The 12,632-nt window shown below is 40.2% G+C and carries 13 protein-coding genes; 3 read left to right on the plus strand and 10 right to left on the minus strand.

All coding sequences use genetic code 11. The features are described from left to right. Positions 1–17 precede the first annotated feature (17 nt). The 8 genes from CVS89_RS06635 to CVS89_RS06670 form a co-directional block, all read right to left on the minus strand. Complete coding sequence (locus CVS89_RS06635; protein ID WP_107847699.1) at positions 18–1,565, minus strand: flavocytochrome c; 1,548 nt, start codon at positions 1,563–1,565, stop codon at positions 18–20. Positions 1,566–1,696: 131 nt separating this feature from the next. Continuing rightward, on the minus strand, positions 1,697–2,590 hold the full coding sequence (locus CVS89_RS06640; protein WP_107847698.1) for a DUF4299 family protein: 894 nt from the start codon (positions 2,588–2,590) through the stop codon (positions 1,697–1,699). Positions 2,591–2,608: 18 nt separating this feature from the next. Further along, positions 2,609–2,968, minus strand: a complete 360-nt coding sequence (locus CVS89_RS06645) for a DsrE/DsrF/TusD sulfur relay family protein (RefSeq protein WP_107847697.1) — start codon at positions 2,966–2,968, stop codon at positions 2,609–2,611. Between the two features lie 73 nt (positions 2,969–3,041). Continuing rightward, positions 3,042–3,641 (minus strand): LysE family translocator, encoded by a 600-nt coding sequence (locus CVS89_RS06650; protein WP_107847696.1) that lies wholly within the window; start codon positions 3,639–3,641, stop codon positions 3,042–3,044. A 284-nt stretch (positions 3,642–3,925) separates the two neighbouring features. Next, complete coding sequence (locus tag CVS89_RS06655) at positions 3,926–4,417, minus strand: DUF1877 family protein (RefSeq protein WP_107847695.1); 492 nt, start codon at positions 4,415–4,417, stop codon at positions 3,926–3,928. 82 nt (positions 4,418–4,499) lie between these two features. Continuing rightward, positions 4,500–5,516: a type II asparaginase gene (locus CVS89_RS06660; RefSeq protein WP_430393993.1), complete on the minus strand. Its 1,017-nt coding sequence runs from the start codon at positions 5,514–5,516 to the stop codon at positions 4,500–4,502. A 115-nt stretch (positions 5,517–5,631) separates the two neighbouring features. Beyond that, positions 5,632–5,967 carry a branched-chain amino acid transporter permease gene (locus tag CVS89_RS06665; RefSeq protein ID WP_021085868.1) on the minus strand — a complete coding sequence of 112 codons (336 nt, stop codon included), beginning with the start codon at positions 5,965–5,967 and terminating at the stop codon, positions 5,632–5,634. After that, positions 5,964–6,626 (minus strand): AzlC family ABC transporter permease, encoded by a 663-nt coding sequence (locus CVS89_RS06670; protein WP_107847693.1) that lies wholly within the window; start codon positions 6,624–6,626, stop codon positions 5,964–5,966. Before CVS89_RS06670 ends, CVS89_RS06665 begins: the two co-directional genes overlap by 4 nt. A gap of 149 nt (positions 6,627–6,775) precedes the next feature. Between CVS89_RS06670 and CVS89_RS06675 the strand changes: the two genes are divergently transcribed. Together CVS89_RS06675 and CVS89_RS06680 are read left to right on the plus strand one after the other, a co-directional pair. Beyond that, positions 6,776–7,735 (plus strand): tetratricopeptide repeat protein, encoded by a 960-nt coding sequence (locus CVS89_RS06675; RefSeq protein ID WP_107847692.1) that lies wholly within the window; start codon positions 6,776–6,778, stop codon positions 7,733–7,735. Between the two features lie 9 nt (positions 7,736–7,744). Then, positions 7,745–8,185, plus strand: a complete 441-nt coding sequence (locus CVS89_RS06680) for a sel1 repeat family protein (RefSeq protein ID WP_107847691.1) — start codon at positions 7,745–7,747, stop codon at positions 8,183–8,185. Between the two features lie 255 nt (positions 8,186–8,440). On the opposite strand, the gene flgG is transcribed toward CVS89_RS06680, so the two are convergent. Continuing rightward, complete coding sequence (flgG, locus tag CVS89_RS06685) at positions 8,441–9,229, minus strand: flagellar basal-body rod protein FlgG (RefSeq protein WP_002942100.1); 789 nt, start codon at positions 9,227–9,229, stop codon at positions 8,441–8,443. Between the two features lie 15 nt (positions 9,230–9,244). Continuing rightward, positions 9,245–10,054 (minus strand): flagellar hook-basal body protein, encoded by an 810-nt coding sequence (locus CVS89_RS06690; protein WP_107847690.1) that lies wholly within the window; start codon positions 10,052–10,054, stop codon positions 9,245–9,247. 150 nt (positions 10,055–10,204) lie between these two features. Here CVS89_RS06690 and rpoD point away from each other — a divergent pair, with 150 nt between their 5' ends. Continuing rightward, positions 10,205–12,058: an RNA polymerase sigma factor RpoD gene (gene rpoD / locus CVS89_RS06695; RefSeq protein WP_107847689.1), complete on the plus strand. Its 1,854-nt coding sequence runs from the start codon at positions 10,205–10,207 to the stop codon at positions 12,056–12,058. Positions 12,059–12,632: the final 574 nt, after the last annotated feature.

Below are 12,632 nucleotides of genomic sequence, written 5' to 3' on the forward strand. Positions count from 1 at the left end.
ATTTAAGTAAAAATAAATTAGATATTCTCTCCAGCAACCATGCCAAATACCATACAATCAGCCATGCTCATCGTGCCAAGACGGCTTGCTCCATGCACGCCACCAGTGATCTCGCCAGCTGCGTAAAGACCTGCGATAGGCTCGTGAGTAGTTGCGTTTATGACTTGCGCTTTTGTATTTATCTCGACGCCACCCATGCAGTAAAGGATCTTTGGCGTAGTCTCACTCGCGTAAAATGGCGCTTTTGTAATACCAATGCCATTTACATCAGCTTTTGTCAAAGGTTTGCCAAACTCAGGATCTTTTTCATTTTTGACATATTCGTTGAAATTTTTAATGGTCTCTAAAAATGGCTCAAGCGGGATATCATAAGCTTTTGCAAGCTCTTCAAGTGTGTTAAATTTCTTGATAGAACCCTCTTCAACGCCCTTTTTTGTATAAGCGATATTGTTTGCATCAACGGCTGCTTGATCGCAGATATTTACTGGATAGTTATCGTTTTTATCGCTTTGCGCCATACAAGCAAAGATCGCATCGCTCTTTACCTTACGGCCTGCATGCTCGTTCATAAAGCGTTTGCCAGTTTTTGGATTGACGCTTAAGCCGTAGTCATTTGCGCAGTGATTTGTAAAAAGTGCAGATGTGCCAAAGCCTCTTTCAGTTGGGTTTGTGTATGGATTTAGCTGGATCCAGCTAAGCTGGATAGGGTTTGCTCCAAGCTTTATCGCAGCTACTAGCGCTCCAGAGGTTGCACCTGGCTGGCTAACTGTCTCGATATTGTCTTTTAGATACGGCACTTGCTGCATCCTAAACCACTTATCAGAGCTAAAACCTCCTGCTGCAAGGATGACGCCATCTTTTGCCTTAAAGCATTTTGGCGTGCCAGTTTTATTCTCTTTATCATCATTTGCAAGCTGATGATCAAATCTATAATCCTCCCTGCATTTTATGCCAACAACCCTGCCATTTTCATCGATGATAAAATCATCAAATTTAGTCCTTCTTTTTGTCACGGCATTTGGATTTTTATCGATCGCATCGTGCATAGGCAAAACATATCCCGCGCCACTTGTGTTTTTAGACTGAACAGCACGTTTTATAGAGTGACCGCTCGCTGAGATCACCTTGCCAGTAAATTCAACGCCAAGCGTTTTTAGGTACTCAAAAGCGTCATTTGCACGGTCATAGATAACCTCAAGCAGATCGACATGGTTTAAATTTTGACCATCTTTTAGGCAGTCAGCGATAAAAGCCTCTTTGCTATCTTTTATGCCTGCTGCTTTTTGAAATTCATTATTTGGGACAGCCATATTGCCAGCATTTATGACTGAGTTGCCGCCGCTTCGTCCCATTTTCTCGATCATTAGCACTTTTTTGCCGCGTTTTAGCGCTTGCAAAGTGGCCATCGAGCCTGCAAAGCCTGTGCCTATGACGATGACGTCATACTCTTCGTCAAATTTAATATCTTTCGCCTCTAAAACTCCAGCATTTGCGCTGCTAGCAGCAAGCGCCAATGCACCAGTAGCACCCATTTTCATAAAATTTCGCCTTGAAATTTCTTTCATTGTTTGCTCCTTTTTTAAATTTCTTGGCGTAAATTATACGTCAATTACGCATAAAATAAAACTTAATTATGAAAATTTGACTAAAAATATTTATAAAGAAAATTTTAATACTAGCCTTTAAAACTTTAAATTTAAGCCTTTGCCTTTTGTAAAATCTCTCTCATCTCATCTTCACTAAGTGGCTCAACAAGCACGTTTGCAGCGTCAATGAAGCGGTATTTCTCTTTTGGTAAATTTGCCATGAAAGCTCCATATTCACACTCATCAAGCACTTGAGCGTCACTATCATCCACGCCCACAACTAGCGTAAGCACCCAGCGCGATACCTTGCGATCCCCAAGCGCTTCTTGTGCCTGCCACGACGGAGATGGAGCATAAGGCAAGATGGTCGGCAAATTTTCACTAAGCGTGTATGCGCCAAAAATTTCGTTGCCGTCTTTGTCTTGATAGAGGTGCTCTTTTGCGCTGTATGCGTCAAGATACTGCACCTGCCTCATCATCTCATCAAATTTAGCCGCAGGGCTGGCACTAGCAAAGATTTCATCTACCATAACCGCGTCAAACGCCACATCACGCCCCACGCCAGAGATATAAAGCGTTTGATTTTTCTCTTTTATATCTTTTAACGCCTCAAGCCCCCACATGATGTCAGCCTCGTAGTCAAATTTTAAAATTTGCTCGCTATCATAAATTTTTTCGTTATCGCACTCTATTTTTGAGCCAGTTTGGGCTGAGAGCTTTGAGAGTAGCTCAAGTGCGATCTGCCAGTCTCCGACGCCACTTGGAGTATAAACGCGCACGATATACTCGCCATCTTCGTAGTTTAGCTCAAAGCCACGAGCGCTCTTTTGCCACACGCCTGCTATCATCACGTCAGCACCCAGCTCATTTGCGCTTGGCTCCTCTTGCTCGCTATTAAAAAAGAAAAGCCCCTCAACAAGAGCTGAAATTTCACGCTCGCTTAGCGCCTTTGCGTATCCGCCAAGTAGCTTCTTTTTATTTTTTACACTAAATGTCAAACTCATAAATTCTCCTTTTTTGCTCTAAAATGTCATCACCTGATCGCACTCTCTCACCCACTCGGATAAGATATCCATGCTGCCTTTCACCTCAGCCTCAAAATAAGGCTCTCCCACATGCAAACCACACCTTGTTTGGCAGCTACCACAAACCTTAAGCATCGCGCCGCTAGCGTAAAGCTCTTTTAGCATCTCCACTAGATCAACGTCGTAGTTTTCTGGCTTTTTAGTGCTATTTCGCGCAAGATCGACTGCGTCGTTCATAAGAAAGATCCTAATCTCTTCGCCCTTTTCTTTTAGCGCTCTAGCCAGCCTTAGCGCGTTGTAAGCGTTGTCCGTGCCGTTATATGGCTGATTTGTAAATATAAATAGAAATTTTTTCATCTCTTATCCTTTTGCTAAAAATGTAGCGCAAACTGGACAAATTTTAGCCAAGCTAGGTAAAAAAGGGATAAATTTATCTAAAAAGCAAGAGTACGCCGATCGTGCAGACGATGATGGCGGTGCAAATTTCAAGTAGCCTTAGGTGCATTTGTAAAAATTTCTTTAGCATAGCTCCGCCAAGTGCGTAGATATTTAGCGCGCAAAACTCGATGAAAACAAGCGTTACTGTGATAACGCACATGCGAGTGAGGCTAAAAGGGTCGTCTTTATCCAAAAATGTAGGCAGTAAAGCTGAGAAAAATATCCACGCCTTTGGGTTTGAGACGCTAACGATGAGGCCATTTATAAACATCTGCTTCTTGCTTGGCAAATTTGAGACATTTGTGATGCTAAGCTCGCCCTTACCAAAAAAGAGCATCACGCCAAGATAGAGCATATAAAGGCCTGCGATGATATTTAGCGCCTTAAATGCGTACTCAAAGTGATGTAGCACCGCTCCCACGCCAAGCATGCAGCTAAACGAGACAAAAGCGATCGCTAAAAGCTGCCCAGCCATCACGAAAAACGAGTGCTTGTAGCCAAAGCTCATGCCAACGCTCATCGCATAGGTCATGTTGATGCCTGGCATCATGGAGATTGGCGCAAGGGTGATAAAAAATAGCAAGAAATTCATGAGATGCCTTGAAATTTTAGTGAAATGCTAAATCAAAATCTATAAATTTATGATAAAAGAGCGCTTTATTAGCAAATTTAGCCTGCTTTTGGACGTGAGAAATTTGACTTTTGGCGCTAGGCATATAAATTTAATAAATTTAGTGCAAAAACAAAGGCGATTTTGTATGTGTTTCGCAGCCTAGATGGTAAATTTATCTTTTGCCACGTAGGCACTCTATAAATTTATTTGCCACAAAAACTAGCTAAATTTAGAGCAAAATAGCCCACTAAAAATTTATAAATTTAGGCTATTACTATCAGCACGCCAAGCCCTTTGTCGGCGGCATTTTGGTAAAAATTTAAAAGCCCAGTAAAGTGCTCTTTTAAACTCGCCCTTATATCTTCAAATTCGCTCTGCCGCCCAAAGATATCAGGATACGTCTTTGAGCTAGCAAATTCTTTTAAATTTATCTTTGCTAAAAGTGCGCTAATCTCAACATTTTTCATCGCCCTAGCCACCTCTTTTACATCTGTGGCATTTGTGTAAGAGATCATCTCGCTTAGCTCTTCGTTTAGCGCACTACGCCCAAAAATGGCCCAGCTAAAAGGCTCATTTGAGCTAAAAATATCGCCAGCCTTAAGCCTCTGGGAGAAATTTCTACCAGTTAGCATCTTACACATCGCGTCCCACATCTTGTCCATATCGTATTCGTCCAAAAGCTCGCCGTCACCACCATTTTTTATCATCTCTATATCATCTTGCAAGTAGGCGTAGTAGTGTGCGCTGATACCCATTTTAGAGCCTTAAATTTAATGTGAATTTGAAAAAGAGAGGGCGGAGCTATAAATTTAATAGTTCCGCCACGAGAATTTAAGTTTAGTGAGTTAAGAAAAACTCTTGAATTTTAGCTTTGTCGCTTGTTTTTGTAAGAGCAAGCATCAAAAGCACTCTAGCTTTTTGAGCGTTTAGATTGTCGCATGTTAAAAAGCCGTATTTTGCGTCATCGACTTCGCCGTTCATAGTTGTCTCGCCGCTTCCCACACGTGAGTCACGAACTACCACTACGCCAGCTTTTGAAGCCTCGCCAAGAGCCTCTAGCACGCTAAAGTAAGGGTTGCCGTTGCCAAGACCAGCACTAACGATACCTTTTACGCCGTTTTTAACAGCTAAATTTACAAAGTCAGGGTTGTCATTTGCGTGAGAGTAGATGATATCGACTCTTGGAAGCTCTTTTACGCCAGTTAGGTCAAATGCTGAGCTTGCTGTGTGTTTTCTGATCGGATTCATATAGTATTTTACGTTGCCATAAAAGACTGTGCCGATCTTGCCGCTGTTTGGTGATTTAAATGTATCAACGCCTGTAGTGTTAGTTTTTGTCACCTCACGAGCCGCGTGAATTTCGTCATTCATAACAACTACAACGCCCTTGCCTACGCTATCTTTGCTAATAGCTACATTTACAGCGTTAAATAAATTTAGTGGGCCATCTGCGCTTAGTGAGCCGCTATTTCTCATCGCACCTACAAGCACGACTGGCTTGTCGCTTTTAACGACTAAATTTAAGAAGTAAGCTGTCTCTTCCATAGTGTCTGTGCCGTGAGTAACGACGATACCATCGGCTTTGCCACTGTTTAGAAGCTCATTTATTCTATTTGCAAGCTTAAGCCAAACTTCATTGTTCATATCTTGTGAGCCGATATTTGAAATTTGCTCACCTTTTATGGTAGCGATCTTGTTGATATCTGGCACGGCTGCGATTAGTTTATCGACCGTAACAGTTCCAGAAGTATAGCTTGAATCAAGCGAACCTGAGCCGCTTCCTGCTATCGTTCCACCAGTAGCTAGGATGTAGATGGTTGGCTTAGCAACCGCTAAAGTAGCACCTAAAATCATGAGTAACACCGCCTTAAAGATTAAACGCATTTTAGCTCCTTTGCATTAAAATTTGCTAGAGCATTATAACGTCATATATTTAAAAAATTTATTAATTTTTAAAATTTATATTTATTTAAAAAATTCTTATCAAAAGCATATAAATTCCAGTTGAAACGACTATGCTAAGAAGGGCATTTTTGAATTTCAAATGCACCAAAACAGCCGTAAAAACCGCTACTATCTCGCTTAAGCCGTATGGATACTCGCTAAATTTCGTATCTTTTAGCCCGTAGCAGACCAAAACGACCATTATCATCATGCCCATGTGCTTCTCAATGGCGTCTAAATAAGGGTTTGGCTTATAGTTTCTTAACGCATAAAACGGCGTCGCTCTCGTTATAAAAGTAGCTAAGGCGCTTAAAAGCACAGCCACAAAAAGCACCATCTCGCTTGAGCTTACACTTATCAAATTTTATCCTTAAACAAAAGCAAAAATACAAAACAAAGTGCCATCGAGCCAACAAGCACAAATTTAGCTGGAAAGAGGCTCACTCCAAGCACGCCAAAAAAGACCGCCGCAAAGAGCACGCGGTAGTTTTTATCATTTTTAAACATCTCGATGACGACCACTGTAAAAAGCGCTGTTAAGCTAAACTCAAGCCCCCTTGTATCGGCCTTGATAAAGTCACCAAGTATCGCTCCAAGAAGCGTTCCAGCTGCCCAGTAAGACCAAGATAAAAAATTTAGCCAGGTAAAGACAAAGCTTCGATCACTTGCATCTTTTAGCCCCAAATTTTTAAATATCGCAAAGGTCTCATCTGTTAGCAAAGCGATGTTTAAGAGCTTAAATTTGATCCAGCTATACTCTTTTAAAAGTGAAATTCCATAAAAAGTGTGACGCAAATTTACAAGATAGCTCACGATAAATACCTCAACGTAGCTCGTGCCGACGCTAAAGAGCGAGAGCATCATAAACTGCGCTGCTCCGCCGTATCCAAGCATGCTAAGCGCCATGGCGATAAATGCGCTCACTCCCATGCTTTTTGCCAGCACGCCAAAGGCGACACCAAGCGGAAAATAGCCCATAAAGATAGGAATAGATAGTTTAAAAACGTAGCTAAATGTCAAATTTTACCTTCATAAAAAGCCAAAATATTAGCAAAAATTTAAAAATTTAAATTTAAAGAGGCGTTTTTGCTTTTATAAATTTAACTGCTTGCTCGCATTTTAAAACTAAATTTTATAAAATAGCAACAAAATTTATAAAGAAAATTCCTATGAAAAAGATAGTTTTACTAATATTTTTAACACTAAAATTAATAGCCTTAACAACAAATCCAAAGATCAAAATCCCTCAAGCAAATAGCTGTAATATCGAGGATAACTGCATTGATTTTAGCCGCAGATACAGCGATGATGAGTATAAAAGGCTATTTGGAATTTACAAAAGTGAGTGCGAGGTTAAAAATTTAGACGCATGCATCTATCTGGCTGAGTTTTACAAAAGCGGACTTGGCGTAAAAAAAGATGCGAAAAAATCAATAGAAATTCTTAACAAAACTTGCAATGAGAGCAATAAATTTGCCTGCCACAACCTTGGTGTTGAGTATCAAGAGATGAAAGATCACAAAATGGCTTTAGAAGCTTTTAAAAAAGGCTGCGATCTAGCTTTTATACAAAGCTGTTTTAACATCGCAGTTTTATATAATAACGGCGGCGGCGTAAAAAGAGACTACAAAAAGGCTGCTAAAATTTACAAAGAAGTTTGCGAACAAAATTTCTATGAAGGATGCTACAACCTAGCCGTTTTATACCACAACACCCCAGGTGTAAAGCGCAACTACAAAGAGGCGGTAAAGCTTTACAAAAAGGCTTGTGATAATAACTTTAGCATCTCTTGCTACAACCTAGCGAGCTTATATCAAGAGCAAAAAGAGTATGAAAAGGCTAACAAGCTCTATTTTAAAGCTTGCAAGCTTGACTTTGCCGATGCTTGTAATAACCTAGCCAGCCTTTACGACGACGCACTTGGCGTAGAAAAAGACGATGAAGTGGCGTTTAGATACTACAACAAAGCGTGCAGGCTAGATAGCGCAAGTGGGTGCAAACATCTTGCATATTTTTATTACCATGGCATAGGGACAAAAAAGGATAAAAAGTTGGCAGAAAAAGAGCTTAAAAAAGCTTGCAAGCTAGGCCTTAAAGAGGCTTGCGAGATAGTTAGAGATTTTCACTAAAGAGCGTTTATGAAAAATTTGATTTTGTTTTTATCCCTCATTGTTCTTTTAAATGCAGAAAATTTAGATGAGATGTGCCAAAGCGAGGGCGATATAAGAGCAAATTTAACGAGCTGCTACAAGGCTGCCACAAAAATTTATAACTCATCAAGCGATGATAAAGATTTTAAAAAGCTACAAAAGATATTTTTACTAGCTTGCGAAAATGATATGAAAGAGGGTTGTTACAGCGCTGCGCTCATCTATCTAAATGGCTACAACGACGTTGATAGCGAGCTTAATCAAACTATCATATTAAATAGATATGCCAGATTTTTAAACTACGCGCTTTTAGATAACGGTAAAAAAGAGGACAAAATGACTGCCAAAAGCTACTTTCAAAGATCATGCGAGCTAGGCTTTAAAAAGGGCTGTGATATGAGAAATTTATTAGATAAGCTTGGGTATTAGCAAATTAAATTTTCTATCCTCTATAGTGTTTTATAAAACATAAATTTACTGCTTTAACTTGGCGATAAAAAAACTATCAATACTCTTGCGAGCTAATTAGCGGCGAAGACTGCCAAATTTACAATGCTCTATAAATTTAGTGCACCTGACTTTTGGGACCCTTGCCCTTTGGGGTCTTATGTGAAAAGTAAAAAACATCGAGCGTAAAAGCAACGAGTATGAGTCCAACAATAGCCAAAGTCGCGTCCATATCACCTACCTTTTAAGTCCATTTACTATCTCTAGCATCGAATCACTCGTAGTTATCGCCTTTGAGTTCGCCTCGTATGCGCGCTGGCCGGTAATGAGGTCGGTCATCTCTTCAACAAGTTGCACGTTACTCATCTCGACAAAGCCCTGTCTAATGGTGCCAAGTCCGTCAAGACCTGCTACACCTACCACCACGTCGCCACTAGCGCTTGTTTGAAGGTAGTTGTTATCACCCATTGAGTGAAGACCGGCTGGATTTATGAAATTTGCTAGCTCGATCTGACCTATCTGAGCCATATCGGTTTCGCCAGCTTGAAGCACTGAGACGGTGCCGTCTGTGCCTATTGAAATTTGCGTCGCATTTGCAGGGACAGTGATCTGCGGGATGAGCTGGTAGCCGTCACTATTTACGATCGTGCCGTTTGCGTCAAGCTTAAATGCGCCGTTTCTGGTGTATGCCGTCGTGCCATCAGGGAGTTGAATTTGAAAAAAGCCGTTGCCAGCTATGACCATATCTAGGTTGTTGCTAGTCTCTTTAAAATAGCCCTGAGAGAAAATTTTATTTATCGCTGTTGGGCGCACACCAAGGCCTACTTCGATGCCTGTCGGGCTTGTAGTAGTTTGGCTAGTAGCCGTGCCTGCGTACTCCATGACTTGATACATAAGGTCAGCAAATTCAGCCCTATTTTTCTTATATCCATAGGTATTTACGTTTGCGATGTTGTGTGAGGTTACGTCTATCTGCGTCTGCTCGGCGATCATGCCAGTGGCCGCAGTGTAAAGTGATCTCATCATAGTTTTATCCTTTTATTAAGCTTTTAGGGCTAGTTTTTGAACAGCATCTTGGTTAAGGTCAGTCATGTGACTTGTCATAACCTTTTGATACATATCAACTAAGCGTTGGGTTTCTATTAGACCCACCATTTCTAAGACTGGATTTACGTTTGACATTTGAGCGTAGCCTTGCATCACACTATCAGCCTCGTCAAGCTCGGTTATGTCGTCAAAATTTCTACTCTCAAAGAGATTATCTCCAACCTTTTTTAGATCTCTTATCTCTCTTGGCTGAGCGATGTAGAATTTAGAAAATTGATTGTTATTTGAGTATAAATTTCCATTTTTATCAACGGTTAGCACCTCGCCTTGTGGCACTTGGATGCCTCTTTGACCAAGATTTTGCGCTTCATAGCCACTTGGTAGCACCCTGCAACCCTCTTTTGTGACGATATATCCGTCCGCGTCAAGGCTAAAAGAGCCATTTTTGCTTAGTTTTACACCATTTGGAGTATCGACTAAGAAAAAGGCATCGTCTCTTTTTATCGCAAAGTCAAGCGTATTTGAGCTGTATTTAAAGCCACCAGCGCTAAAGTCGGTGTACTCTTCGCTCACTTGTGGCACACGATCAAGCGTTCTATTTAGAAATTTAGCTCCGTCTTTTGTGTGATTTTTAATCGGAAGCTCATCTTGCGTCTCTTTAAAAATTCTCGCAAAGTCGCCGATAACTACGTCGTTTCGCTTGTAGCCGATCGTATTTACATTTGCAAGATTGTTTGAGATGACATTTAGTCTGTTAAACTGCGTTACCATGCCAGCAGTGGCTTGATAATAACCATTTTGCATAAATTTTCCTAATCAAAATTTGATTTTTTAGAATTACTAAGCAATCATCGTTCCAACTTTCTTTTTATACACTTTTTAAAAATTTTGGGTATAATCCATTTTCTTTTAACCAACACTTAAATCACAATAATACGATTTGAAAGGAAATTTATGAGCGCCGCAAAAGACTCTTTTTCTCAGATAGAAGAGCTTTTTGTTGAAAATGCAAAAGGCTTTTTGACATACGAAAAATTAGTAAAATTATTAGACAAAGCTCCGACGGCTACGATAGTAAAAAAGATAGAACAACTAGCAAAAACAAACAAAGTCCAGCTCATCACATCTGCTGAAGCTGCAAAACTTAGAAATTTAGCCGATGCTAAAAAACGTCAAGAAAATGCTCAAAAAAGCGACCAAGATATCGACGAAGACCTCGATCTTTCAGGCGAGAGCGACCTTTTAGAGTGGTCAAGATCAGATAGCCCAGTAAGGATGTATCTACGAGAGATGGGTCAGATTGCGCTTCTTACAAAAGAAGAAGAGGTCGAGATCAGCAAGAGGATCGAGCTTGGCGAAGATATCATCATCGATGCATTTTGCTCGGTGCCGTTTTTGATCGATTTCATACTTGACTACAAAGAGCCGCTTATCAACAGAGAGCGCCGCGTAAAAGAGCTCTTTAAAAGCTTTGAAGATGAGAGCGAAAACGAAAATGAAGATAGCGAAGAGGATATAGACGAAGAGGATGAGGAGAACGAAGAGAACGAAACTCCTAAGAAATCAGCCAAAAACGACAAGCGTGCAGAAAAAGTTATAGAGAGTTTCAAAGCCCTAGAAAAGGCTAAAAAAGAGTGGCTAAAGACTGCAAATAAGCAAGATAAAGTTGAAAGCGACGACACAGCTTCAAAGATGACGCTTGCGTTTAAAAAGAAAATTTTAAAAGAGAAGCTGATGGATCTTGGTCCAACAAGTAAGCTAATTAGCGAGATCGTAAAATCAATGGAGACGGCTCTTAAAAGCGACGATGAATTTGATAGAGAGCTAAAACGCTTGGAGTATCGCTTGCCGATGTTTAGTGACGAGCTAAAGAAAAATCACAAAAGCATCTTAAAAGATATCATCAAGCTTAGCAAAGAAGAGATCGCGGCTCGCGTGCCAGAGGCTACGATGGTCTCAACCTATGTCGAGATCAAAAAGCTTTTTACGACAAAAGAGGCTAGCAAACAGGGCTTTGACCTTGAGCCAGCAAGACTAAAAGAGATTTTAGAGCAGATCAAGCGTGGAAAGAAAATTTCAGACGAAGCAAAAGCTAGAATGGCTAAGTCAAACCTCCGTCTAGTCGTAAGCATCGCAAAACGTTATACAAACAGGGGCTTGCCATTTCTTGACCTCATCCAAGAGGGCAACATCGGTCTTATGAAGGCGGTTGATAAATTTGAATATAGAAAAGGCTATAAATTTTCAACCTACGCCACATGGTGGATCCGCCAGGCTATCTCGCGCGCGATCGCTGATCAGGCAAGGACGATTAGGATACCTATCCACATGATAGAAACGATCAATCGTATCAACAAAATCAACCGCAAATACCTCCAAGAGGAGGGAAAAGAGCCTGACGTAAGCGTCATCGCAAAAGAGGTCGGACTAAGCGTTGATAAGGTAAAACAGGTGATAAAGATCACAAAAGAGCCTATCAGCCTTGAAGCTCCGATCGCAAACGAAGAAGACGGTAAATTTGGAGATTTTGTCGAGGATAAAACCTCGCTCTCTCCGATAGATCAAATTTTAAAAAGTGACCTTAGAGAGCAGATCGACGATGTGCTTTCACAGCTAAATGAGCGCGAAAAGGCGGTTATTTCGATGAGATTTGGTCTGCTTGAAGATGAGAGCGACCGCACGCTTGAAGAGATCGGCAAGGCGCTAAACGTCACTCGTGAGCGCGTCCGCCAGATAGAAAGCTCAGCTATCAAGAAACTAAAACACCCAAAAGTTGGTAGAAAACTTAAAAACTACATCGAGGGCTAACAAGCCCTGCCCTTTTGGGCATCTGTACCTAAACTCTGCAAATTTCTGAAATTTACTCTCTAGTCTATAATTAAGCTATTCTTGCGACCAAAGCACTAAAAGATACAAGTAAAAATTTAATGTTTTTGTATAGTGTTATGCCCTATTTTGGTGTATATACTCTTGCTTTGACAGCTTTTCTTTTGGTAAATTATTAGCATATATACCCTTTAAAGGACTTTCTCTTTGAAAAATTTATAGCATATATACTCAAAAATTGTTTTAAACATTACATATAGCTCTCATCTTAAAGTATAATTAATCTAACCTTCGTTTTGAGGGTACACTTGCTACAAAAATAGATAAAAAAAGGTACATAAGCTATAAAAATAGATAAAAAAAGGTACATAAGCTATAAAAATAGATAAAAAAAAGGTACACTTGCTACAAATTTTCAAAAATTTACCACTTCGATAGCTATTAAAGATATCTTTTTTATAGCATATATACTCAAAAATTGTTTTAAACATTACATATAGCTCTCATCTTAAAGTATAATTAATCTAACCTTCGTTTTGAGGGTACACTTGCTACA

The organism is Campylobacter concisus (assembly GCF_003048615.2).
In the GTDB taxonomy this organism is placed as follows: Bacteria; Campylobacterota; Campylobacteria; order Campylobacterales; family Campylobacteraceae; genus Campylobacter_A; species Campylobacter_A concisus_C.